General features: G+C 69.3%; 23 protein-coding genes. 18 read left to right on the forward strand and 5 right to left on the reverse strand.

Features of this window, described 5'->3' with window-relative positions; all coding sequences use genetic code 11:
* The first annotated feature begins 34 nt into the window (after positions 1-34).
* The 4 genes from A5688_RS19365 (at position 35) to A5688_RS19380 (ending at position 4,485) form a co-directional block, all read left to right on the forward strand.
* A complete protein-coding gene (locus tag A5688_RS19365) occupies positions 35-817 on the forward strand; it encodes an SDR family oxidoreductase (RefSeq protein ID WP_067839733.1) in 783 nt (260 codons plus the stop codon).
* Positions 814-2,013: an acyl-CoA dehydrogenase family protein gene (locus tag A5688_RS19370; RefSeq protein WP_067839736.1), complete on the forward strand. Its 1,200-nt coding sequence runs from the start codon at positions 814-816 to the stop codon at positions 2,011-2,013. Before A5688_RS19365 ends, A5688_RS19370 begins: the two co-directional genes overlap by 4 nt.
* A complete protein-coding gene (locus tag A5688_RS19375) occupies positions 2,010-3,113 on the forward strand; it encodes an acyl-CoA dehydrogenase family protein (RefSeq protein WP_067839739.1) in 1,104 nt (367 codons plus the stop codon). The genes A5688_RS19370 and A5688_RS19375 overlap by 4 nt, the downstream gene beginning before the upstream one ends.
* Positions 3,114-3,270: 157 nt before the next feature.
* The gene (locus tag A5688_RS19380) at positions 3,271-4,485 is read left to right on the forward strand and encodes a glycosyltransferase (RefSeq protein WP_067839742.1); all 1,215 of its coding nucleotides are present in this window, start codon (positions 3,271-3,273) and stop codon (positions 4,483-4,485) included.
* On the opposite strand, the gene A5688_RS19385 is transcribed toward A5688_RS19380, so the two are convergent.
* Entirely contained in the window at positions 4,474-5,223 is a 750-nt protein-coding gene (locus A5688_RS19385; RefSeq protein WP_067839745.1) for a dienelactone hydrolase family protein, read from the reverse strand. The genes A5688_RS19380 and A5688_RS19385 overlap by 12 nt on opposite strands.
* 42 nt (positions 5,224-5,265) lie before the next feature.
* On the opposite strand from A5688_RS19385, the gene A5688_RS19390 reads away from it, so the two are divergent.
* The 9 genes from A5688_RS19390 to A5688_RS19430 all read left to right on the forward strand — a co-directional run bounded on the left by A5688_RS19390 (position 5,266) and on the right by A5688_RS19430 (position 14,617).
* Positions 5,266-6,066 carry a thymidylate synthase gene (locus A5688_RS19390; RefSeq protein ID WP_067839748.1) on the forward strand — a complete coding sequence of 267 codons (801 nt, stop codon included), beginning with the start codon at positions 5,266-5,268 and terminating at the stop codon, positions 6,064-6,066.
* Positions 6,063-6,596: a dihydrofolate reductase gene (locus tag A5688_RS19395; protein WP_067839750.1), complete on the forward strand. Its 534-nt coding sequence runs from the start codon at positions 6,063-6,065 to the stop codon at positions 6,594-6,596. The genes A5688_RS19390 and A5688_RS19395 overlap by 4 nt, the downstream gene beginning before the upstream one ends.
* 111 nt (positions 6,597-6,707) lie before the next feature.
* Entirely contained in the window at positions 6,708-7,397 is a 690-nt protein-coding gene (locus A5688_RS19400; RefSeq protein WP_431602679.1) for a cell division protein DivIVA, read from the forward strand.
* A gap of 36 nt (positions 7,398-7,433) precedes the next feature.
* Positions 7,434-8,657: a winged helix-turn-helix domain-containing protein gene (locus tag A5688_RS19405; RefSeq protein WP_067839755.1), complete on the forward strand. Its 1,224-nt coding sequence runs from the start codon at positions 7,434-7,436 to the stop codon at positions 8,655-8,657.
* Entirely contained in the window at positions 8,657-10,054 is a 1,398-nt protein-coding gene (locus tag A5688_RS19410; protein WP_067912972.1) for a type I restriction-modification system subunit M, read from the forward strand. The genes A5688_RS19405 and A5688_RS19410 overlap by 1 nt, the downstream gene beginning before the upstream one ends.
* Positions 10,051-11,127 (forward strand): restriction endonuclease subunit S, encoded by a 1,077-nt coding sequence (locus tag A5688_RS19415; protein ID WP_067839761.1) that lies wholly within the window; start codon positions 10,051-10,053, stop codon positions 11,125-11,127. Before A5688_RS19410 ends, A5688_RS19415 begins: the two co-directional genes overlap by 4 nt.
* 68 nt (positions 11,128-11,195) lie before the next feature.
* The gene (thyX, locus tag A5688_RS19420; protein WP_067839764.1) at positions 11,196-11,948 is read left to right on the forward strand and encodes an FAD-dependent thymidylate synthase; all 753 of its coding nucleotides are present in this window, start codon (positions 11,196-11,198) and stop codon (positions 11,946-11,948) included.
* A gap of 70 nt (positions 11,949-12,018) precedes the next feature.
* Complete coding sequence (gene dapA / locus A5688_RS19425) at positions 12,019-12,921, forward strand: 4-hydroxy-tetrahydrodipicolinate synthase (RefSeq protein WP_067912975.1); 903 nt, start codon at positions 12,019-12,021, stop codon at positions 12,919-12,921.
* A 19-nt stretch (positions 12,922-12,940) separates the two neighbouring features.
* Complete coding sequence (locus A5688_RS19430) at positions 12,941-14,617, forward strand: ribonuclease J (RefSeq protein WP_067839769.1); 1,677 nt, start codon at positions 12,941-12,943, stop codon at positions 14,615-14,617.
* A gap of 5 nt (positions 14,618-14,622) precedes the next feature.
* On the opposite strand, the gene A5688_RS19435 is transcribed toward A5688_RS19430, so the two are convergent.
* The 3 genes from A5688_RS19435 to A5688_RS19445 are packed head-to-tail and all read right to left on the reverse strand — an operon-like array spanning position 14,623 to position 16,645.
* On the reverse strand, positions 14,623-15,495 hold the full coding sequence (locus A5688_RS19435) for an SAM-dependent methyltransferase (protein WP_082955161.1): 873 nt from the start codon (positions 15,493-15,495) through the stop codon (positions 14,623-14,625).
* Positions 15,496-15,500: 5 nt separating this feature from the next.
* Positions 15,501-16,331, reverse strand: coding sequence for a mycofactocin-coupled SDR family oxidoreductase (locus A5688_RS19440; protein ID WP_067839774.1), 831 nt, complete (start codon positions 16,329-16,331; stop codon positions 15,501-15,503).
* Positions 16,331-16,645, reverse strand: coding sequence for a putative quinol monooxygenase (locus tag A5688_RS19445; protein ID WP_067839777.1), 315 nt, complete (start codon positions 16,643-16,645; stop codon positions 16,331-16,333). The genes A5688_RS19440 and A5688_RS19445 overlap by 1 nt, the downstream gene beginning before the upstream one ends.
* On the opposite strand from A5688_RS19445, the gene A5688_RS19450 reads away from it, so the two are divergent.
* A complete protein-coding gene (locus A5688_RS19450) occupies positions 16,620-19,316 on the forward strand; it encodes an FtsK/SpoIIIE family DNA translocase (RefSeq protein ID WP_120312567.1) in 2,697 nt (898 codons plus the stop codon). The genes A5688_RS19445 and A5688_RS19450 overlap by 26 nt on opposite strands.
* A gap of 184 nt (positions 19,317-19,500) precedes the next feature.
* On the opposite strand, the gene A5688_RS19455 is transcribed toward A5688_RS19450, so the two are convergent.
* On the reverse strand, positions 19,501-20,034 hold the full coding sequence (locus A5688_RS19455; protein ID WP_067839780.1) for an amino-acid N-acetyltransferase: 534 nt from the start codon (positions 20,032-20,034) through the stop codon (positions 19,501-19,503).
* Between the two features lie 38 nt (positions 20,035-20,072).
* On the opposite strand from A5688_RS19455, the gene pgsA reads away from it, so the two are divergent.
* The 4 genes from pgsA (at position 20,073) to pspM (ending at position 22,888) form a co-directional block, all read left to right on the forward strand.
* On the forward strand, positions 20,073-20,663 hold the full coding sequence (pgsA, locus tag A5688_RS19460) for a CDP-diacylglycerol--glycerol-3-phosphate 3-phosphatidyltransferase (RefSeq protein ID WP_082955162.1): 591 nt from the start codon (positions 20,073-20,075) through the stop codon (positions 20,661-20,663).
* Positions 20,664-20,779: 116 nt separating this feature from the next.
* Complete coding sequence (clgR, locus tag A5688_RS19465) at positions 20,780-21,106, forward strand: transcriptional regulator ClgR (protein ID WP_067839786.1); 327 nt, start codon at positions 20,780-20,782, stop codon at positions 21,104-21,106.
* A 134-nt stretch (positions 21,107-21,240) separates the two neighbouring features.
* On the forward strand, positions 21,241-22,068 hold the full coding sequence (gene pspA, locus A5688_RS19470; RefSeq protein ID WP_067839789.1) for a phage shock protein PspA: 828 nt from the start codon (positions 21,241-21,243) through the stop codon (positions 22,066-22,068).
* Between the two features lie 10 nt (positions 22,069-22,078).
* A complete protein-coding gene (gene pspM, locus A5688_RS19475) occupies positions 22,079-22,888 on the forward strand; it encodes a phage shock envelope stress response protein PspM (RefSeq protein WP_067839792.1) in 810 nt (269 codons plus the stop codon).
* Positions 22,889-22,916 lie beyond the last annotated feature (28 nt).

Consider the following 22,916-nt stretch of genomic DNA (forward strand, 5'->3'; position numbering starts at 1 on the left):
CGGCGGCTCTCACCGCGACGGAAGGCCCGAATCCATGACTTCACAAGATCTGACCGGCCGCACCGCGATCATCACCGGTGCATCGCGCGGAATCGGGCTTGCGATCGCCCAGCAGCTGGCGGCCGCCGGGGCCAATGTGGTGCTCACCGCGCGCAAGCAGGAGGCCGCCGACGAGGCCGCAGCCCAGGTGGGAAAGCAGGCCCTCGGTGTCGGTGCCCACGCGGTCGACGAGGACGCGGCGCGGCGCTGCATCGAGCTCACGCTGGAGCGATTCGGCGGCATCGACATCCTGGTCAACAACGCCGGAACCAACCCGGCCTACGGACCCCTGATCGACCAGGATCACGCGCGGTTCACCAAGATCTTCGACGTCAACCTGTGGGCTCCGCTGCTGTGGACCTCGCTCGTCGTCAAGTCGTGGATGGGTGAACACGGCGGGACGATCGTCAACACGGCCTCGATCGGCGGCATGCACCAATCGCCGGCGATGGGCATGTACAACGCCACCAAGGCCGCGCTGATCCACGTCACCAAGCAACTGGCACTGGAACTCTCGCCCCGCGTCAGGGTCAACGCGATATGCCCGGGTGTGGTGCGCACCCGGCTGGCCGAGGCGCTGTGGAAGGACCACGAGGACCCGCTGGCCTCGTCGATTGCGCTCGGGCGCATCGGGGAGCCGATCGACGTGGCCGCGGCCGTCGCCTTTTTGGTGTCCGACGCGGCGAGCTGGATCACCGGCGAGACCATGGTGATCGACGGTGGACTGCTGCTCGGCGCCGCACAGGGATTCCAGTCCGCACCGGGCGGCGGGCAATGAACGCCGCCGACATCGCCGACCTGGACGCGCGGGTGCAGGCCCTGCTCGACGAGCACGATCCGGCGACCAGCAGTCCACGGGATTTCCTTGGCGCGCAATACGATTCAGGCCTTGCCTGGGTGCACCTGCCGCACGGTTTCGGCGGACTGGATCTGCCACGCACCGCGCAGGAGCGCGTCGACGCGAAGCTGGCCGCCGCCGGTGCGCCGGTGGGAGGCACGCCCAAGAACTACATCGGGATGGGCATGGCGGCGCCGACGATCGCGGCGTTCGGCACCGACGAGCAGAAGCGAAAGTTCCTGCGCCCGTTGTTCACCGGCGAACAGATCTATTGTCAGCTGTTCAGCGAACCCGGCGCGGGGTCGGACCTGGCCGGGGTATCCACGCGTGCGGTCCGCGACGCGCATAATCCTCAAGACTGGATTGTCAACGGGCAGAAGGTGTGGACCTCGCAGGCGCAGCACGCGCAGATGGCCATCCTGGTCGCGCGCACCGATCCGACGGTGCCCAAACACTATGGCCTGACTTATTTTCTGTGCGACATGACCCAGCCCGGTGTCGAGATCCGGCCGTTGCGCCAGATCACCGGCGAGGCGGAATTCAACGAGGTGTTCCTCACCGACGTCCGCGTGCCCGATGCGAATCGGCTCGGACCGGAGGGCGGCGGCTGGCGAGTCGCGACGACCACACTCAACAACGAGCGGGTCGCGATCGGTTCCCGCGCCGGCGCGCCGCGGGAAGGCGGTCACATCGGTAAGGTCGCCGACGCCTGGCGCGACCACCCGGAGCTGCGCAACCCCGCGATGCACGACCAGCTGATGCGGCTGTGGGTCGAGGCGGAGGTCCTTCGGCTCGCCGGCGAGCGGCTGCGGCAACAGGCCGCCACCGGTCAGCCCGGCCCCGAAGGTGCCGGCATGAAGGTGGCGTTCGCCAAGCTGGCACAAGCGATTTCGGGCTTCGAGATCGAGCTGCACGGCGAATCGGGGCTGCTCTACGACGACTGGACCATGCGCAGACCCGAGACGGTCGACCTGGTCGGTCGCGAGCCGGGCTACCGCTACCTGCGGGCGCGCGGCAACTCGATCGAGGGCGGCACGTCGGAGATCCTGCGCAACACCATCGCCGAGCGGATTCTCGGCCTGCCCGGTGAACATCGCGTCGACAAGGACGTCGCCTGGAAGGACCTGCCCCGATGAGCGCGCACACCGCCGACCTGTTGTACTCCGACACAGAAGAGGCTCTGCGGGCCGGTGTCCGTCAACTGTTCGCCGAGCGGTGTCCGCCCGATTCGGTGGCCCGCGTGTATGACGCTGAACCACAAGACTTTTCGGGCGTGTGGCGTACACTGGCCACCGAGCTGGGCGTGGCCGGCCTGCTGGTTCCGGAGTCGCTCGGCGGCGCCGGCGCGAGCGCGCGCGAGGCCGCCGTGGTCATGGAGGAGATCGGCCGGGCCGTCGCACCGGTGCCGTTTCTGTCCAGCGCGGTCCTCGCCACGATCGCGCTGTCGCGTGCCGGGGACACCGAAACCGTGTCGGCGCTGGCCCAGGGCGAACTGACGGCGGCCCTGGCGGTGCCGCTGGCGAGCGCGCCGGGCGATCCGATCACGGTCGTCGGCGGCGACGCCGACGGGCTGAGCGGGACCGTCACCAGCGTGGCCGGTGCCGACGTTGCCGACGTGCTGGTGGTCCCGGTCGCCGGCCCGGACGGGCTCGAGCTGCACACCGTCGCCCGCGCCGCGGCGGGCGTGACGATTTCACCGTTGCTCGCGCTGGATATGACCAGAACCCTTGCCGCCGTGTCGTTTTCGGGAACGCCGTCGTCGCGGGCCGGGGCCGGCGACCAGGCGGTCACCGAAGCCATCCGGACCGGGGCGGCCCTGCTGGCCTCCGAGCAACTCGGGGTCGCCCAATGGTGCTTCGAGACCACGCTGGAATACACCAGGGAACGCAGGCAATTCGGCCGCACCATCGGCTCCTACCAGGCGATCAAGCACCGGTTGGCGGATCTGTGGTTCGAGGTCGGCGCCGCGACGGCCGCGGCCCGCTATGCTGCCGACACCTGCGCCCGGGGCGGGGAAGACGCGGACGCCGCGGCGGCCATCGCCCAGGCCTACTGCAGCGATGTCGCCGTGCATGCCGCCGAGGAGTGCGTGCAAATGCACGGCGGCATCGGCATGACCTGGGAATATCCCGCGCACCTATACCTCAAGCGGGCCAAGAGCGACCAGTTGGCATTCGGCACCGCTTACCGGCACCGCGCCCGCCTGGCCGAATTGGTGGACCTGCCGGCGTTTTGACGCTCGGCGCCGCACGCGACGCCAAGCTTGCGCTCGCGGTGATTTTTACGCGTGCGCTGGCGAAAGCCGACCAGGGCGCCCGAATCTCGCCGCGAGCATCGCCCCAAGACGCACCGCCGGCGATAGAGTTTGCCGACCGGGCAGGTGGGAGCGGCGGATGCGAGTGTTGCTGTCGGCGTACGACTCGCGCGGGGGCGTCGAGCCGCTGGCGGCGCTCGCGGTGCAGTTGCGGACGCTCGGCGTCGACGCGCGGGTGAGCGCGCCGCCGGATGCCGAATTCGTTGAGCTGCTGGCCGGTGTCGGCGTGCGGATGCTGCCCCTCGGCGACTCACTGCGCGCGATGAAGACCGGGGCGACGCCCTCCGAGGAGGACTTGCGCCGGCACCTGGACGGGTTGATCGCCGCGCAATTCGACACCGTGGCCGCCGCGGCGCAGGGCTGCGATGCCGTGGTGGTGGCCGGCTTCCCGCCGGCCGCGGCCGCCGCTCGGTCGGCATCGGAAAGCCTGGGCATCCCGTACGTCTACGTGAGTTACCAGCCCACCATCCTGCCGTCGCCGCACCACCCGCCGCCGGGGTACGCGAACGGGCCGTTCCCTGCGGGCGCGGTCGACAACCGGGTGCTGTGGCAACTCGATGGCCGGCACATGCAGGAGCTGTTCGGCGAGACGCTCAACGGTCACCGGGCGTCACTCGGCCTGCCGCCGTTGGACAACCTGCGCGACTACGCGCTGACGGACCGCCCGTGGCTGGCGACGGATCCGATCCTTGACCCGTGGCGGCCCGGCGACCTCGACGTGGTCCAGACCGGCGCCTGGCTGCTGCGCGACGAACGCCCGCTGCCGGCCGAGTTGGTGACATTCCTCGAGTCCGGCGCACCGCCGGTCTACGTGGGTTTCGGGAGCATGCCCATGCGCGCCTCAGCGGACGTCGCCCGGACGGCCATCGAGGCGGTCCGCGCCCAGGGCCGCCGTGTCCTGGTGTCATGCGGCTGGGCGGGGCTGGCCCCGATCGACGACCGGGACGACTGCTTCGCCGTCGGCGACGTCAACCACCAGGCGCTGTTCGGGCGGGTCGCCGCCGCCGTGCACCACGGCGGGGCAGGCACCACGACGGCCGCCGCCCGGGCCGGCGCGCCGCAGGTGGTGGTGCCCCAGGGCGCCGACCAGCCGTACTGGGCAGCCCGGGTGAGAGACCTGGGCATCGGCGCCGCCCACGATGGTCCCGCTCCGAGCACCGAGTCGCTCTCGGCGGTACTTAAGACGGCGCTGACCGAACCGACCCGCGCGCGAGCGAGCGCGGTGGCCGCCACCATCCGCGCCGACGGGGCGACCGTGGCCGCGAAGCTGCTGGTGAACGCGCTAGCGCGGTAGCGCGGCAGCGAACACCGCCGTCATCGCGTCCCAATGCCGCTCGGCCGCGGCGGCGTCGTACGGCGCGTTGTCCGGCACCGCGAATCCGTGGCCGGCCGGATACCACTCGATGGTGTGCTGCACGCCGGCCGCCGTCAGCGCCTTGTCGAGCTGTTCGGCGTGATCGGCGGTGAACGACGCGTCGTTCTGGGCGCCGCCGATGTACACGGTGGCGCGGATCCGGTCGGCCAGCAGGTGCGGGCTGTCATCGGTGTCGGTCACCAGGCCACCGCCGTGGAAGGACGCCGCCGCGGCCACCCGCTCGGGCACCCGGCCCGCCACGATGAGCGCCGTCCGCCCGCCCATGCAGTAGCCGCACACCCCGAAGCGCTCGCCGACCACCTCGGGGCGGGCGGCCAGATAGTCGAAGAACGCGCTCGCGTCGGCGGCCATCCGGTCCGGGGTGACGCTGCCGATCATCGAGAACAGGCGCCCGCGTTCCTTCTTGTCGCTGAAGACGGTCGCCATGTCGAACGGCGCCCAGTCGGCGGTGCGGTAGTAGACATCCGGGAGCAGCACGGCATAGCCGTAGCCGGCCAGCTTGGCCGCCATCTGCTGGAAGGTGTCGCGCACGCCGCCGGCGTCGGGGTACATGACGACACCGGGCCACGGGACTTGGGATTCCGGGCCGTCGGGGGTGAACAGGTGCACCGTGCAGGTGCCATCGGGGGTGGTGACGACGTCGATGATGTTCGGCATGGCACCCGTTCTACTCCGCGCCATCGACGCTATTCTTGCGGCGTGCCGATCCCGACGCCCTACGAGGACTTGCTCCGCCTGGTGCTCGATCGGGGAACGGCGAAATCCGACCGCACCGGCACGGGGACCCGCAGCCTGTTCGGTCAGCAGCTGCGCTATGACCTGTCGGCCGGTTTCCCGCTGCTCACCACCAAGAAGGTGCACCTGAAGTCGGTGATCTACGAATTGCTCTGGTTCCTGCGCGGCGATTCCAACGTCGCCTGGCTGCACGAGCACGGCGTCACCATCTGGGACGAATGGGCAAGCAGCACAGGCGATCTCGGGCCGATCTACGGTGTGCAGTGGCGGTCCTGGCCCACGCCGTCGGGTGAGCACGTCGATCAGATCAGCGCGGCCCTGGACCTGCTGCGCACCGACCCCAACTCGAGGCGGATCATCGTCTCGGCCTGGAACGTCGGCGAAATCCCGCAGATGGCGCTGCCGCCTTGTCACGCGTTCTTCCAGTTCTACGTGGCCGACGGGCGGCTGAGCTGCCAGCTCTACCAGCGCAGCGCCGACCTGTTCCTGGGCGTGCCGTTCAACATCGCCAGCTACGCGCTGCTGACGCACATGATGGCCGCCCAGTCCGGCCTCTCGGTCGGCGAATTCGTGTGGACCGGCGGGGACTGCCACATCTACGACAACCATGTCGAACAGGTGCGGCTGCAGCTGAGCCGCGAGCCCCGGCCGTATCCGGAACTCGTTCTGGGAGCAAGGGATTCGATTTTCGATTACACCTACGACGACGTCGTCGTCAAGAACTACGACCCGCACCCGGCGATCAAAGCCCCCGTCGCGGTATGACGCGGACCACGGAGGTGGGCCTGGTCTGGGCCCAGTCGACCTCGGGCGTCATCGGGCGCGGTGGCGACATCCCCTGGAAGGTGCCGGAAGATCTCTCCCGGTTCAAAGAGGTGACCCTGGGCCACCCGGTGATCATGGGCCGGCGGACGTGGGATTCGTTACCGGCGAAGGTGCGGCCCCTGCCGGGCCGCCGCAACCTCGTCCTAACCCGTACCTCCGGCTTCGTCGCCGAGGGGGCGCGGGTGGTCGGGTCCCTGGAGGATGCCCTCGCCGATGGCGCGGCCGAGCCCGAGGTCTGGGTCATCGGCGGCGAGCAGGTCTATTTGCTGGCGCTGCCGTACGCCACCCGCTGCGAGGTCACCGAGATCGAAATCGATTTGCGCCGCGATGACGACGATGCGCTGGCGCCGACGCTGGACGACACCTGGGTGGGTGAAACGGGGGAGTGGCTGGCCAGCCGCTCGGGGCTGCGGTATCGCTTCCACAGCTACCGCCGGCCGTCCGCGCTGCCGTTCGCGCCCTCCGCCTGACCTGACATACTCGGACGCGGGGGTCGGTCGCACAGGGCAACCAGGCGTTCGGAGAGATAGGGGGAATTGGCAGTGAATACCGAACCCGTGAAGACGTTCTCTCGAAAGTTCATGGGCTACGACGCGGCCGCGGTTGATGCCCACATCGAGATGCTGACCACCAAGCAGCAGCTGCTGCTTGACGACGTGTCGAGCCTGCGGGCCCGGCTGCAGGAATCCGGCGATCAAACGGCCGCACTGCGCAAGGAAGTGGCCGCGCTCACCGACACCTCGCCGTCGCCGCACGCGGTGCAGCAGCGGATGGCGAAGATGCTCAGCCGCGCGGTCGACGAGGTGGCCGAGATGCAGGCCGAGGCGCGGGCCGAAGCGGATGCGCTGATCGCGGCGGCCGAGGCCGAGGCCGAGGAAACCCAGCGGAAGCGCGAGCAGATGCTGTCGGACATGGCCGCGCAGCGGGAAACCATGGAAGCCGAGTATCAGGAGACCAAGGAAAAGCTCGAGGCCGAGCTGGCCAGCCTGCGCGAAGACGCCCAGCAGGCGCGTGAGCGGCTGTTGGCCGAGGCGAAGGAGCGGGCCGACCGGGATCGTGACGAGGCCCGAAGGGCCGTGGACGAGGCGAGTCGGCAACGGATCCGGATTCTCGAGCAGTTGATGGGCGTGTACCGCGACCTCGGCGACGTTCCGAAAGCTCTCGAGGCGGCCTACGAGGAACAAACGAACGCGTCCGAGACCGATTCCGTGGCGCGGCTGGACGAGAAAGCGCGGTCGGACGAGAAAGTCAGCGCCGGCTCAGCGTCGTAGCGCAACTCGTCGGACCCGGCCGGTATTCTCAGCGCCGTGTCGACCCGCAGGCTATCGGCCGCCCAAGCCCGGCGGATAGCCGTTGCGGCCCAAGGTTTTAGCGAGCCCCGGCCCGGTGGCCAGATCACCCGGGCCCACCTGAAGCGACTGATCTCCAGGATCCAAGTGCTGCAATTGGATTCGGTCTCGGTGGCAGTCCGCGCGCACTACGCTCCGGTGTTCAGCCGGCTCGGCCCGTACGAGCGCGACGTGCTCGACCGCGCCGCCTGGGGCCCGCGCTCGTCGCGGCTGCTGGCCGAGTACTGGGCGCACGAGGCCGCGCTGATGGCCGTCGAGGACTGGCCGCTGCTGCGCTGGCGGATGCGCCAGTACCGGCACGGCCGATGGGGCACCCACATCGTCAAGGCCAACCCGGAACTTGCCGACAAGATCGTCGCGGCCGTCGCCGAGCTCGGGCCCAGCACCGCAGGACAGATCGAGGCCCATCTCGAGGCCGAACCGCGCGGGCCCCGAGGGAGCTGGTGGGGCACCCGCAGCGACACCAAGTGGGTGGCCGAGGCGCTGTTCTCGTCCGGGGTGCTCACCACGGCCACCCGGGTCGGCTTCGCTCGTCACTACGACCTGGTGGAGCGGGTGCTGCCGGCCGGCGTGCTGGCCCGCGAGGTCGACGACGACGAGGCGATCCGTGAACTGGTGCTGCGGGCCGCCACCGCGCTGGGCGTGGGCACCGAGGCCGACCTCCGCGACTACTTTCGGCTGTCGGCCCAGCAGGTCAAGCCTGCGATCGCCGCGCTGGTCGCCGCCGGTGACATCGAGCCGGTCGACGTCGACGGCTGGTCGGCGCCGGCCTATCTGCGGGCGGGCCGCACGGTCCCCCGCGCAGACCGCGGCACCGCGCTACTGTGTCCGTTCGATCCGCTGATCTTCTTCCGGCCCCGCGTCGAGCGCTTATTCGAATTCCATTACCGCATCGAGATTTACACCCCTGCCGCCCAACGTCAGTACGGCTACTACGTGTGGCCGCTGCTGATGGACGGGCGGCTGGTGGCGCGGGTCGACCTCAAGGCCGACCGGGCCGCGAATTCGCTGCGGGTCCTGGGCGCATTCGGCGAGCCCGATGTGCCCAAGGCCCCCGTCGCCGCGGCCCTGGCCGGCGAACTTGCGTCCATGGCGTCCTGGCTGGACCTGGGTGGATTCAGCGTCGCCGGGCGCGGTGATCTGTCCGGCGAGCTACGCGCGGCGGCCAAGCGGGTCAGCTGATGCCGGCGTCGACGTCCAAGGAGCTCAAGGCCACGCTGTGGAAGGCGGCCGAGAAGCTGCGCGGCTCCCTGTCGGCCAGTCAGTACAAGGACGTGATCCTGGGCCTGGTGTTCCTCGAGCATGTCTCCGAATCGCACTGGAAAGCATTGGCGGACAACGTAGATTCCGATCACCTCGGCAGGTTGGCGGATGAGGCGATGGATGCCGTGATGACGGCGAACCCGGCGCTGGCCGGGATGCTGCCCCGGCTGTACGAAAACCTCGATCGGCGCCGCCTCGCCGAGCTGGTGACCCTGCTCGACGGCGCACGCCTTGGCGATCGCGGCGGCGACCTGCTGGGCGAGGTGTATGAGTACTTCCTGGGCAATTTCGCTCGCGCGGAAGGGCGGCGGGGCGGCGAATTCTTCACCCCGCCCACCGTCGTGCGGCTGCTCGTCGAGGTGCTCGAACCGACCGGCGGGCGGGTGTATGACCCGTGCTGCGGCTCGGGCGGGATGTTCGTGCAGACCGAGCACTTCGTCGCCGAACACCACGGCGATCCCGCGAAAGTGACCGTCTACGGCCAGGAAAGCGTGGAGCAGACCTGGCGAATGGCGAAGATGAACCTGGCCGTGCACGGCATCGACGACGCGGGCCTGGGCCCGCGGTGCGCTGACACCCTGGTCGTCGACCAGCACGCCGGCGTGCAGATGGACTACGTGATGGCCAACCCGCCCTTCAACATCAAGGATTGGGCCCGCGACCCGAACGATCCACGCTGGCGCTTCGGCGTTCCCCCCGCGACCAACGCGAATTACGCCTGGATTCAACACATCCTGTGCAAGCTGGCGCCCGGCGGCAAGGCCGGCGTGGTGATGGCCAACGGTTCGATGTCGTCGAACGCGTTGGGCGAGGGCGACATCCGGGCCCGGATCGTCGATGCGGACCTGGTGTCATGCATGGTCGCATTGCCCGCCCAGCTGTTCCGCAGCACCGGAATACCGGTGTGCGTGTGGTTCTTCGCCACCGACAAGGCGCACCGGTCGGGCCAGGTGCTGTTCATCGACGCGCGTGGCCTGGGCCACCTGGTGGACCGCGCCGAGCGCGCACTGACCCGCGACGAGATCGTCCGGATCGGCGACACCTATCACGCGTGGTCGGGAGCGGCATCGGCCCTCGCCAAAGGCCTTACCTACCAAGACGTTCCGGGATTCTGCCGGTCCGTGCCGCTGGACGACATCAGGGCCGCGGGCTACCCGCTGACGCCGGGACGCTACGTGGACGCACCGACCGAGCGGGACGACGACGAGCCGGTCGGCGACAAGATCGCGCGATTGACCGACGACCTGCTGGCCGCGCTCGACGAATCGACGCGCACCGAGAAATCGGTGCGTGAGCAGCTGGAGCGGCTGCGGTGAAGACCGTCTTGCGCGAGCACCTCGACTTCAGCACCGGAAGCAGCGCGCCGCGGCGGGCATCCGACGGGCGTTTTCCCGTCTACGGCGCCAACGGCGCGATCGGTTATGCCGCCGAACACAACGCCAGCGGACCGTTGATCGTGCTCGGCCGCGTCGGCTCGTACTGCGGCAGCCTGCGCTACTGCGACTCCGATGTCTGGGTCACCGAGAACGCGCTGGTGTGCCGGGCCAAAGACCCGGGAGAGACCCGGTACTGGTACTACGCCCTGCAGACCTGCCGGCTGGCCGACCACCGATCCGGGTCGGGCCAGCCCCTGCTCAACCAGAAAATCCTGAACGACGTGTCGGTGTGCACCGTCGCGGCGGACGAACGGCGGCGGATCGCCGAACTGCTCGGCGCCCTAGACGACAAGATCGCCGCCAACGACCGGGTCATCGAGACGGCCGAACGCCTGATGGTCGCCCTGGCCGCATCGGCGCCGGATCGCGTGCGGCTGTCCAGCCTGGCGACCCGGTCGACCGTGACCCGCAACGTGACCGAGTTCGACGATCGCGTCGCCCACTTCAGCCTGCCGGCGTTCGACGACGGCGCGAGACCCCGCCTGGTCGACGCCGCGGCGGTGCGCAGCGCCAAGCTGCTCCTGACCGGGCCGTGCGTTCTCTTCGCCAAGCTGAACCCGCGGATCCCACGGATCTGGAACGTGGCGAGCCCGCCGCCGGACATGGCCCTGGCCAGCACCGAGTTCGTCGTGCTGAGGCCGGTCGGCATCGATTCCTCGGCCCTGTGGTCGGCGCTGCGGCAACCCGATGTCGCACTGCGCCTGCAGCAGAGGGCCGCGGGAACGTCGGGCAGCCATCAGCGGATTCAACCCCGCGACCTGCTGGACGTGCCGGTGCCCGACGTCCGCCGGCTGAGCCCGGCGCTGGCGCGGACGCTCACCGGTCTGGGTGCGATGTGTCACGCGCGCCGCACCGAAAGCCAGCGGCTGGGGGGCTTCCGGGACGCGCTGCTGCCGTTGCTGGTCTGCGGCAAAGTGCGGGTCTGCGACATCGATCCGCCCGGCACGCCTTAAGGCTGATTGCCCGGCTCCACCTCGCGCCACTCCGTGGCGCGCATCATCGCCGGGCTAAGGTGAGCGCCGTGGCCGAGATCGCGCCGCTGCGCGTGCAACTGATCGCCAAGACCGACTTCTTGGCGCCCCCCGACGTGCCGTGGAACACCGACGCCGACGGCGGCCCCGCGTTGGTCGAGTTCGCCGGCCGGGCCTGCTATCAAAGCTGGTCGAAACCCAATCCCAAGACCGCGACCAACGCCGGCTACATCAGGCACATCATCGACGTCGGCCACTTCTCGGTGCTCGAACACGCGAGCGTGTCGTTCTACATCACCGGCATCTCGCGATCGTGCACCCACGAGCTGATTCGGCATCGCCACTTCTCCTACTCGCAGCTGTCGCAGCGCTACGTCCCCGAGCGGGACTCGCGCGTCGTCGTGCCGCCGGGCATGGAAGACGACCCGGAGCTGCAGCAGATCCTCACCAAGGCCGCCGACGCCAGCCGCGCCACCTACACCGAGCTGCTGACCAAGCTGGAAGCCAAGTTCGCTGACCAGCCCAACGCAATCCTGCGGCGCAAACAGGCCCGCCAGGCGGCCCGCGCCGTGCTGCCCAACGCGACCGAGACCCGCATCGTCGTGACCGGCAACTACCGGGCGTGGCGGCACTTCATCGCGATGCGCGCCAGCGAGCACGCCGACGTGGAGATCCGGCGGCTCGCCATCGAATGCCTGCGCCAGCTGGCGGGTGTGGCGCCCGCGGTGTTCGCCGACTTCGAGATCTCCACCCTGGCCGACGGCACCGAGGTCGCGACCAGCCCGCTGGCGACCGAAGCCTGACCCGTCGTGGCAACGGCGCGCGCTTACGTGGATGCTAAATACCTTGCCGCCGCCAGGTAACCTGAACACCGTGAGCACGGTCGGATTCGACGCCCCAGCGCGGTTGGGAACCGTGCTGACCGCAATGGTCACACCGTTTGGCGCTGACGGCTCCGTCGACACCGCCGCGGCCGCCCAACTGGCCAATCACCTGATCGACGCGGGCTGCGACGGGCTGGTGGTCTCCGGAACCACCGGCGAGTCCCCGACCACCACCGACGATGAGAAGCGAGAGCTGCTGCGCGTGGTGCTGGAGGCGGTCGGCGACCGGGCCCGCGTCATCGCCGGCGCCGGCACCTATGACACCGCCCACAGCGTGCGGCTGGCCAAGGCCTGCGCGGCCGAGGGCGCCCACGGGCTGCTGGTGGTCACGCCGTACTACTCGAAGCCTCCCCAGAGCGGGCTGATCGCCCACTTCACCGCCGTCGCCGACGCGACCGAGCTGCCGGTGCTGCTCTACGACATCCCGCCCCGTTCGGTGATCCCGATCCAGCCCGAGACCATCCGTGCGCTGGCCGCCCACCCCAACATCGTCGGGATCAAGGATGCGAAGGCCGACCTGCACAGCGGTGGCCAGATCATCGCCGAGACCGGCCTGGCCTACTACTCCGGCGACGACGCGCTGAACCTGCCCTGGCTGGCGATGGGCGCGATCGGCTTCATCAGCGTGATCTCCCACGTGGCGGCGGGGCAGCTGCGGGAGATGTTGTCCGCCTTCAGCTCCGGGGACATCGCCACGGCCCGCAAGATCAATTCCACCGTCGCCCCGCTGTGCGACGCGATGGCCCGCCTGGGCGGGGTGACGATGTCCAAGGCCGGCCTGCGCCTGCAGGGCATCGACGTCGGCGATCCACGGTTGCCGCAAATGCCCGCAACGCCAGAACAACTCGACGCGTTGGCCGCGGACATGCGTGCGGCCTCGGTGCTGCGTTGACCCGAGGAGTTTCCGAGAAGTGGATGTAGACCTCGCCCCGCCAGGCCCTTTGGCCACGGGAGGGTTGCGGGTCACCGCTCTTGGCGGCATCAGCGAAATCGGCCGCAACATGACGGTTTTCGAGCACCTGGGCCGGCTGCTGATCATCGACTGCGGGGTGATGTTCCCCACCCACGACGAGCCCGGCGTCGACCTCATCCTGCCGGACCTGCGCCACATCGAAGACCGGCTCGAAGACATCGAGGCGCTGGTGCTCACCCACGCCCACGAGGACCACATCGGCGGCATCCCGTTCCTGCTCAAGCTGCGCCCCGACATCCCGGTCGTCGGTTCGAAGTTCACCCTGGCGCTGGTCGCCGCGAAGTGTCGCGAGCACCGTCTCAAGCCGGTTTTCGTCGAGGTGGCCGAGGGCCAGAAGAGCAGCCACGGCGTGTTCGAGTGCCAGTACTTCGCCGTCAACCACTCCATCCCCGACGCGCTGGCGATCGCCGTGCACACCGGTGCGGGAACGGTCCTGCACACCGGTGACATCAAGCTCGACCAGCTTCCCCTGGACGGCCGCCCCACCGACCTGCCCGGCATGTCGCGGCTCGGCGACGCGGGAGTGGACCTGTTCCTATGCGACTCAACCAATTCCGAGCACCCCGGCGTGGGGCCGTCGGAAAGCGAGGTCGGCCCGACGCTGCACCGGCTGATCCGCGGCGCCGACGGGCGCGTCATCATCGCGTGCTTCGCCTCCAACGTGGACCGGGTGCAGCAAATCATCGACGCCGCAGTCGCTTTGGGTCGGCGGGTATCGTTCGTCGGCCGATCCATGGTGCGCAACATGGGGATCGCCCGCGAGCTCGGCTTCCTGCGGGTGGCCGACTCGGACGTGATCGACATCGGCGCCGCCGAGATGATGCCGGCCGAGAAGGTGGTGCTGATCACCACCGGCACCCAGGGCGAACCCATGTCGGCGCTGTCGCGGATGTCGCGTGGGGAGCATCGCAGTATCACGCTGACCTCCGGTGACCTGGTGGTGTTGGCGTCGTCGCTGATCCCGGGCAACGAGGAAGCGGTCTACGGCGTCATCGACGAGCTCGCCAAGATCGGGGCCCGCGTCGTCACCAATGCCCAAGCGCGCGTCCATGTTTCGGGTCACGCCTACGCCGGTGAACTGTTGTTCCTGTACAACGGGATTCGGCCGCGCCACGTCATGCCCGTGCACGGGACGTGGCGCATGCTGCGCGCCAACTCAAAACTGGCGGCGAGCACGGGCGTACCGGAGGAGTCGATCCTGCTGGCCGAGAACGGGGTGAGCGTCGACCTGGTTGCGGGTAAGGCCACCATCGCCGGCGCGGTGCCGGTCGGCAAGATGTTCGTCGACGGCCTGATCAACGGCGACGTCGGCGACATCACCCTGGGTGAACGGCTGATTCTGTCGTCGGGTTTCGTGGCGGTGACCGTGGTGGTCGCGCGCGGCACCGGACGCCCGGTCGCCCCGCCGCAGCTGCATTCGCGCGGTTTCTCCGAGGATCCCAAGGCGCTCGAGCCCGCCGTGCGCAGGGTCGAGGCGGAACTGGAAGCGCTGCTCGCCGAGAACATCACCGATCCGGGTCGAATCGCCCAGGGCGTGCGGCGCACGGTCGGCAAGTGGGTGGGCGAAACCTACCGCCGGCAGCCGATGATCGTGCCGACCGTCATCGAGGTCTGACCCCGCTAGGTCTTCTCGGCGTAGGCCGACCACTCCAGTTGCGAGGCCTTGAGTTTGCGGCCGGTGGGCTCGACGTAACGATGGACGAGTTCGTCGGGGCCGGCCTGCTCCACCAGCCGCCAGCCGTACTCGTCGAGGAACGCGGCGACCTCGTCGGGCTGCAGGCCGAAATGCCACAGTTGCCGCCGCTGGCGCACGGTGCGATACAGCGTGCGGGTGCCGTAGCGATTGGTGCCATCGATGAAATCCCTACGGACGTAGGTGAATACCAGACGACTGCCGGGCGCGGCCGCGCGCAGCCCGTCCAGCGTCCGCCGGACGGTCGCCTCGGTGAGGTACTGGGTGACGCCTTCGCAGATGAAGAACACCCGGTAGTCGGTGCGATATCCGTGTTCGGCGAGCGAGGTGAGCAGGTCGTCGTGCTCGAGGTTCAACGCCACCAACCGAACCGACAGCGGCAGCTCGCCGAGCACCCGGCGGACCGTCTTGAATTTCCTGGCGACGTTCACCGGCAGGTCGACCTCGAACACCGGGATGCGGACGCGCCGGGTCAGCTGGTAGGCGCGGGTGTCCAGCCCTGCTCCCAGGATGACGACGGCGTTGATGTCGTCGAGCGACTCGGCGAGCTTGTCGGCGATGAAACGCTTGCGGCAGGCCAGATTCGCCCACAGTCCCGGACCGGTGAACTCCGAGCCGCGGATCATCAGCCGGCGCACCGGCGCCAACCGGGTCGCGCCGACGAGCCACCGCAGCGGGGCGGGCAAGAAGAGCTCGGCGAAGTCGTCGTCGACCAGGCGGCGTCCGGGCGGCTCGTTCTGCTCGACGGCGGCCAGCACCATCGGGCCAAATGCCGTCTGCGCAACCGAGTTTCGTGCCATGACGGCTACTTGTTCAAGAATCCCGCGTCGACCGGCAGGGTCACCCCGGTGATGTAGCGCGCCTGGTCGGACACCAGCCACGCCACCGCGTTGGCGATGTCCTCGACGTCCAGCACCTCCACCGGCATCGCGTTGCCCATGGCCCCCGGCGTGTCGGTCGCGGCGGCCATCTTGGCCAGCCACTCCCGGGTGAACTCGTTGTTGATCATCGGCGTCTCGACGCCGGACGGATGGATCGAATTGACCCGAATCATCTGCCCGGCAAGCAGATTCGCGTATACCCGCATCAGCCCGACCACCCCGTGCTTGGCGGCGGCGTAGCCCACCGACCCGGCGTCCGGGCTGCCGACACCGGCCAGCCCCGCGCTCGAACTGATCAACACGATCGAGCCGCCGGTGCCCTGCTTGACCATGGTGGGAATCGCGACCTTGATGGTGTGGTAGACGCCGGTGAGGTTGACGTCGATGACGTCGCGCCAGCCGTCGTCACCGGATTGCATGGGGGCGATCCCGGCGTTGGCCACCACGATGTCCAGCCGGCCGAACTCGGCCAGGCCGGCCTGCAACGCCGCGGACAGCGATTCGCGGTCGCGGACGTCGCCCTGAGAGGCCACGATGCGTGCGCCGGTGTCTTCCACCAGCTTCACCGTGGCCGCCAGGTCGTCGGCCGTGGCCAGCGAGTAGGGGACGCTGGCGATCTGATCGCACAGGTCGACGGCGATGATGTCCGCGCCGTCGGCGGCCAGCCGCACCGCGTGCGCGCGGCCCTGCCCGCGCGCGGCTCCGGTGATGAAGGCGACCTTGCCCGCAAGCGGGCCTTCCGACGAGCGGGCCATCAGGGCCGCAACTGCCCTTTGGCCGGGTCGCCCGCGGGAACCGGCTGCAGCATCTTGATGTCCGGCGCCCCGGCCAGGTGCTCGCCGGCGGCGGCGAACATGTTGGTGACCGCCGGCGCCGTGCTGTGCGCCTTGAGCGCCTCGGCGTCGGCCCACTGCTCGACGAAGACGAAGGTCTCGCCCGACTGGTGCAGCGAATACACCTGGCAGCCCGGCTCGTCGTGCACCTCTTCGACCGCCCGCGTGAGGATGTCGCGAACGGTGTCGACCGACTCAGGTTTGACGGTCATGGTGGCGACGACGACAACGGGCATTGATGGCCTCCTGGGCGCTCAGCGGATGGGTGACGAGCACGACTTCTCGCAACCGAATGTCACCCTACTCACGCGATTTGGGGCCCGATTCGCCACATGCCCGACAAGCCGGCCCGTTACCAGTGTGGCGGGTGGTGTAGATGATGTCGTTGCGACTACCCTTGCCGTCATGCCCAGTAAGACCGCCGCCCGCTCCGGAAGCCGAACGAGCAGGTCAAAGGCCCCTTCACGCGCCAACGGATCCCGGCGCGCGCGCCCGGCGGCGCCCCGCAAGAAGGTCAGCAAGCCCGCCAGGCGGCGTAACCACGCGCCGCTGGTCGGAGCCGGGCTGACCTGCGGTCGCGCTATGCGCGCCATCTGGATGATGGCCGCCCGCGGGACCGGCGGGGCGGCCCGATCGATCGGGCGGGCCCACGACATCGATCCCGGACACCGCCGCGACGGAATCGCCCTGCTATTGCTGGGCTTTTCCGTGGTGGTCGCGGCGAGCTCGTGGTTCCACGCCGCGGGGCCGGTCGGCACGTGGGTCGACACGCTGCTGCGGACCTTCATCGGCGCGGGTGTGCTGGCGCTGCCGGTCGTCACCGCCGCCGTGGCGGTGACCCTGATGCGCACCGAGCCCAACCCCGATGTGCGCCCCAGGCTGATCCTGGGCGCCAGCCTGATCTCGCTGTCGGTGCTCGGTCTGCGCCACCTGTGGTCCGGTTCGCCCGGAGACCCCGAAGCGCGCCGCCGCGCGGCCGGTTTCATCGGCTTCGCGATCGGCGGGCCGCTTTCGGACGGACTCACCCCCTGGATCGCGGCGCCCCTGTTGTTCATCGGCTTCATGTTCGGGTTGCTGCTGCTGACCGGCACCACCATCCGCGAGGTGCCCGTGGTGATGCGCAACCTGTTCCACACCCGGTTCGTCGACGAGGTGTACGACGACGAGCCCTACGACTACGCCGACGAATTCGACGACCCCGAGGCGGACCGCGACAACCGCTACGACGCCGCGCCTTCCGTGCCCGCCGACGAGCCCCCGGCGTGGTCGCCCGACGACGATGCCCAGGCCGCGCTGCAGGACGACATTCCCACCGTGCCCGAACCCGCCGTGCAGCCCTCGCGGGGCCGCAAGCGCGGACGGTCGGCGGACAAGCACGACACCGTGCAGCTCGACCGCGTCGTCGAGGGCCCCTACACGCTGCCCTCGCTGAACCTGCTGGTGCCGGGGGATCCGCCAAAGAAGCGCAGCGCCGCCAACAACGTCATGGCCGATGCCATCACCGAGGTGCTGACCCAGTTCAAGGTGGACGCCGCCGTCACCGGATGCACCCGCGGGCCGACCGTCACCCGGTACGAGGTCGAGCTGGGACCGGGCGTCAAGGTCGAGAAGATCACCGCGCTGCAGAAGAACATCGCCTACGCGGTGGCCACCGAGAGCGTGCGGATGCTGGCCCCGATCCCGGGCAAGTCGGCCGTGGGCATCGAGGTGCCCAACACCGACCGGGAGATGGTGCGGCTGGCCGACGTGCTCACCGCGCCGTCGACCCGGCGCGATCACCACCCGCTGGTGATCGGGCTCGGCAAGGACATCGAGGGCGACTTCATCTCGGCCAACCTGGCCAAGATGCCGCACCTGCTGGTGGCCGGCTCCACCGGATCCGGTAAGTCCAGCTTCGTCAACTCGATGCTGATATCGCTGCTGGCGCGCGCCACCCCCGAAGAGGTCAGGATGATCCTGATCGACCCGAAGATGGTGGAACTGACGCCTTATGAAGGCATTCCGCATCTGATCACCCCGATCATCACCCAGCCCAAGAAGGCGGCGGCCGCCCTGGCGTGGCTGGTCGAGGAGATGGAACAGCGCTACCAGGACATGCAGGCGTCCCGGGTGCGCCACATCGACGACTTCAACGAGAAGGTCCGGTCCGGGGCCATCACCGCGCCGCTGGGCAGCCAGCGCGAATACCGGCCCTACCCGTACGTGGTGGCGATCGTCGACGAGCTGGCCGACCTGATGATGACCGCCCCGCGCGACGTCGAGGACGCCATCGTGCGGATCACCCAGAAGGCCCGCGCCGCGGGCATCCACCTGGTGCTGGCCACCCAGCGCCCGTCGGTGGACGTGGTCACCGGTCTGATCAAGACCAACGTGCCCTCCCGGCTGGCGTTCGCCACGTCCTCGCTGACCGACAGCCGCGTCATCCTGGACCAGGCCGGCGCGGAGAAGCTGATCGGCATGGGCGACGGCCTGTTCCTGCCGATGGGTGCGGGCAAGCCGATCCGGCTGCAGGGCGCCTACATCACCGACGAGGAGATCCACGCCGTCGTCAGCGCCTGCAAGGACCAGGCCGAACCCGAGTACACCGAAGGCGTCACCACCGCCAAGCCCACCGGCGAGCGCACCGACGTCGACCCCGACATCGGCGACGACATGGACGTGTTCCTGCAGGCCGTCGAGCTCGTGGTGTCCAGCCAGTTCGGCTCGACGTCGATGCTGCAGCGCAAGCTGCGCGTCGGATTCGCCAAGGCCGGCCGGCTGATGGACCTGATGGAGACCCGCGGCATCGTCGGGCCGTCGGAGGGGTCCAAGGCGCGCGAAGTGCTGATCAAGCCCGACGAGCTGGCCGGCACGCTAGCGTTGATCCGTGGTGGCAGCGACGCCGACGGGGGGGACCCCGAGGACTAGCGCCGAGCGTGAACTCAGGGCGAAAAACGGCCCGAATCCCTCCATGAGTTCACGCTCGGCGCGTCTAGCCCGATGGCGGCGATGGCGGCGACCCGCCGCGCCCGGCTGCGCCGCGCTTGCGATCGCCGCTACAACCGATGGCGGCGACCCGCCGCGCCCGGCTTCGCCGCGCTTGCGATCGCCGCTACAACCTCAGCAGCATCCGCGAATTGCCCAGAATGTTCGGCTTGACGTAGCTGAGGTCCAGGAATTCGGCGACACCGATGTCGTAGGAGCGGCACATCTCCTCGAACACCTCGGCGGTGACCGGCGTGCCCTCGATCTCGGTGAACCCGTGCCGGGCGAAGAACTCGGTTTCGAACGTCAGCACGAACAGCCGCTTCAACTGCAGTTCGCGGGCGACCTCGAGCAGCCGATCCACGATCGCGTGGCCGATGCCGTGGCCGGTCATCGCCGGGTTGACCGCGACCGTACGAACCTCACCGAGGTCGGACCACATCACGTGCAGCGCGCCGCAACCGATCACCTGACCCTCGTGCTCGGCCACCCAGAACTCCTGGACGGCCTCGTAAAGCGTCACGAGGTTCTTCTCCAGCAGGATCTTCCCCGCGTAGGTGTCGACCAGATGCTTGATGGCCGGAACGTCGGACGTTCGCGCGCGCCGAACCAGCGGCCGATGGCGCTGCGGACTTTGGGTCACGGGTAACAGTATCGACATCCCGGACGGCTGCGCTGGTCAACCGTTATTCTGTTGCGGTGTCGGGGCAGCCGCAGACGGGTCCGGTGGCAGGCCGCGCAAACATCGCCAATCTCGCCAATACGCTGACTCTGCTGCGGCTGGTGCTGGTGCCGATCTTCCTGCTCGCCCTGTTCGCCGGCGACGGCCACGAAACCGGCTTCCGCGTGGTGGCTTTCGTCATTTTCGCGGCCGCCTGCATCACCGATCGGCTGGACGGCCTGCTGGCCCGCAACTACGGCATGGCGACCGAATTCGGCGCGTTCGTCGATCCGATCGCGGACAAGACGCTGGTGGGGTCGGCGCTGATCGGCCTCTCGATGCTCGGTGAGCTGCCGTGGTGGGTCACCTTGCTGATCCTGGCCCGCGAAGTCGCGGTCACCGTGCTCCGGTTGGCCGTCATCCGCCGCGGCGTCATACCGGCCAGCTGGGGCGGCAAACTCAAGACCGTCGTGCAGGTGCTGGCCATCGGGTTGTTCGTGCTGCCGCTGGCCGGGCCGTTCCGGGTTTTCGCGGCCGTCGTGATGGGCGTCGCGGTCGTGCTGACGGTGATCACCGGTGTCGACTACGTGGTGTCGACCGTCCGGGAAGTACGCCGCACGCCCGGCTGATTCCGCCGAGACCGAACGGGAACCAGACCACCGCCGGCGGCGTTCACCTAGTGAGCACCTGCCGGAGGCAAGCTGAGTTCGTGCCGCGCAGGGCCGACTGGACGAAGGAGGGCGGGATGCCGCCATTGGTGCGCGAGGTCATCGGCGACGTGCTGCGCGAGGCCCGCACGACACAGGGGCGGACGCTGCGCGAGGTGTCCGATTCGGCGCGGGTCAGCCTCGGATACCTGTCCGAGGTGGAGCGCGGCCGCAAGGAGCCCTCCAGCGAGCTGCTGAACGCGATCTGCGATGCGCTGGACGTCCCGCTATCGTCGGTTCTCACTTACGCCGGCGAGCGGATGGCCAGCGAGGAGCGGGCCGCCGTCGGCGCGCCCGCGGACGGGGGGAGCGGCACCAGCATCAAGGTCGTCATCCCGCCGGTGGCGTCGTTGGCGCTGGCCTGAGCATCGGGGACCGATCCCGCGTAAGGGGTGGGGCGATCGGCGCCGACCCACTAAATTGAGCCACAGGCGCCGAGCCCGTTCAGGCCCGTCCGGGGACCATCCGGATCCTCAAGAAGCGAAGGTGGAGCTAACTCATGGCCAATCCGTTCGTCAAGGCGTGGAAGTACCTTGCGGCGCTGTTCAACGCCAAGATCGACGAGCACGCCGACCCCAAAGTGCAGATTCAGCAGGCCATCGAGGAAGCGCAGCGCACGCATCAGGCGCTGACCCAACAGGCCGCGCAGGTCATCGGCAACCAGCGCCAACTGGAGATGCGGCTTAACCGTCAGCTCGCCGATATCGAAAAGCTGCAGGTCAACGTGCGTCAGGCGCTGACGCTGGCCGACCAGGCCACCGCGTCGGGCGACGCCGCCAAGGCCACCGAGTACAACAACGCCGCCGAGGCGTTCGCCGCGCAGCTGGTGACCGCCGAGCAGAGCGTCGAAGACCTGAAAACCCTGCACGACCAGGCGCTCAGCGCGGCCGCGCAGGCCAAGAAGGCCGTCGAGCAGAACGCCATGGTGTTGCAGCAGAAGATCGCCGAGCGCACCAAGCTGCTCAGCCAGCTCGAGCAGGCCAAGATGCAGGAGCAGGTGAGCGCCTCGCTGCGATCGATGAGCGATCTCGCCGCCCCGGGCAACGTCCCCAGCCTGGACGAGGTGCGCGACAAGATCGAGCGACGGTACGCCAACGCGATCGGGGCCGCCGAGCTCGCACAGGGTTCGGTGCAGGGCAGGATGCTCGAGGTCGAGCAGGCCGGGGTGCAGATGGCCGGACACTCCCGGCTGGAACAGATCCGCGCCTCGATGCGCGGCGAGGCCCTGCCGACCGGCGCGACGCCGGCCGCCGGGACCACCCCGGCCACGCCCGCGTCCGCGGAGGGCGCCGGCGGCTCGGTCACCGAGAAGCCGCTTGGTCAGTAGCCCGAGTGTCATGGCGGTGAAAGCGACGCAGCCCGGCCCGTGGCGCGCATTGTTGCACCGGGGACTGGCGACCGCAGCCGACCTTTCCGACCTGGTGGCCCGCAGGATCAGCGCGGCCGCGGATCCCCGCGCACGTCAGCTGCGCCGCCGTCGACGCGCACTGCGCTGGGGCCTGATTTTCAGCGCCGGGTGTGTGTTCTGGGCCGCGGTGACGATGCTGCTCGCGGCCTGGGGCTGGTTCGCGCTGCTGCTGGAAATCACCGGGGGCGTCTCGGTTTTCATGGCGATCCCGGCGACGTTGTTGCTGCTTCGCTATCGCTGGCTGCGGTCCGAGCCACTGCCGGCGCCCCGGACCACCAACGTGCGCAGGCTGCCGCCCCCGGGCTCGGCGGCGCGCCCCGCGATGTACGCGCTGGGCGCCTCGGAGCGCGGATTTTCTTCGTTGGTGGCCGTGATCGAGCGGGGTGCGATGTTGCCGACGGCCGAGATCCGCGATGTCACCGCCGCCGCCACCAGGACGTCGGCCGCCATGGCGTCCACCGCCGCGCAGGTGGTGTCAATGGAGCGGGCGGCGCAGGCCAGCGAGGAATCGCGGTCGTATCTGGTGCCCACCATCAACGCGTTCACCGCGCAGCTCAGCGCCGGCGTTCGCCAATACAACGAAATGGTCACCGCGGCAGCGCAATTGGTGTCCTCGGCGAACGGCGACGGATCGGCCGCGTCGCAGCACTACCGCGCCGAGCTGGCCGGGGCGACGGATCGCCTGGTCGGTTGGGCGCAGGCGTTCGACGAGCTCGGCGGACTGCGCGGGACCGGCTAGCCGCCCGGTCTCCGCGCCCACCCCGGCC

The organism is Mycobacterium mantenii (genome assembly GCF_001667865.1).
Taxonomy (GTDB): Bacteria; Actinomycetota; Actinomycetes; order Mycobacteriales; family Mycobacteriaceae; genus Mycobacterium; species Mycobacterium mantenii_A.

Excerpts from the sequence above, each read along its gene's own strand:
- A5688_RS19440 (WP_067839774.1), bottom strand. The coding sequence starts at position 16,331 with ATGGCCCGCTCGTCGGAAGGCCCGCTTGCGGGCAAGGTCGCCTTCATC.
- A5688_RS19450 (WP_120312567.1), top strand. The coding sequence starts at position 16,620 with ATGGTGGCGACGACGACAACGGGCATTGATGGCCTCCTGGGCGCTCAG.
- A5688_RS19385 (WP_067839745.1), bottom strand. The coding sequence starts at position 5,223 with ATGCCGAACATCATCGACGTCGTCACCACCCCCGATGGCACCTGCACG.
- clgR (WP_067839786.1), top strand. The coding sequence starts at position 20,780 with ATGCCGCCATTGGTGCGCGAGGTCATCGGCGACGTGCTGCGCGAGGCC.
- A5688_RS19400 (WP_431602679.1), top strand. The coding sequence starts at position 6,708 with ATGGGCTACGACGCGGCCGCGGTTGATGCCCACATCGAGATGCTGACC.
- A5688_RS19445 (WP_067839777.1), bottom strand. The coding sequence starts at position 16,645 with ATGCCCGTTGTCGTCGTCGCCACCATGACCGTCAAACCTGAGTCGGTC.
- pspA (WP_067839789.1), top strand. The coding sequence starts at position 21,241 with ATGGCCAATCCGTTCGTCAAGGCGTGGAAGTACCTTGCGGCGCTGTTC.
- A5688_RS19370 (WP_067839736.1), top strand. The coding sequence starts at position 814 with ATGAACGCCGCCGACATCGCCGACCTGGACGCGCGGGTGCAGGCCCTG.
- A5688_RS19375 (WP_067839739.1), top strand. The coding sequence starts at position 2,010 with ATGAGCGCGCACACCGCCGACCTGTTGTACTCCGACACAGAAGAGGCT.
- A5688_RS19435 (WP_082955161.1), bottom strand. The coding sequence starts at position 15,495 with ATGGCACGAAACTCGGTTGCGCAGACGGCATTTGGCCCGATGGTGCTG.
- A5688_RS19365 (WP_067839733.1), top strand. The coding sequence starts at position 35 with ATGACTTCACAAGATCTGACCGGCCGCACCGCGATCATCACCGGTGCA.
- A5688_RS19455 (WP_067839780.1), bottom strand. The coding sequence starts at position 20,034 with ATGTCGATACTGTTACCCGTGACCCAAAGTCCGCAGCGCCATCGGCCG.
- A5688_RS19380 (WP_067839742.1), top strand. The coding sequence starts at position 3,271 with ATGCGAGTGTTGCTGTCGGCGTACGACTCGCGCGGGGGCGTCGAGCCG.
- pspM (WP_067839792.1), top strand. The coding sequence starts at position 22,079 with ATGGCGGTGAAAGCGACGCAGCCCGGCCCGTGGCGCGCATTGTTGCAC.
- A5688_RS19395 (WP_067839750.1), top strand. The coding sequence starts at position 6,063 with ATGACGCGGACCACGGAGGTGGGCCTGGTCTGGGCCCAGTCGACCTCG.
- A5688_RS19410 (WP_067912972.1), top strand. The coding sequence starts at position 8,657 with ATGCCGGCGTCGACGTCCAAGGAGCTCAAGGCCACGCTGTGGAAGGCG.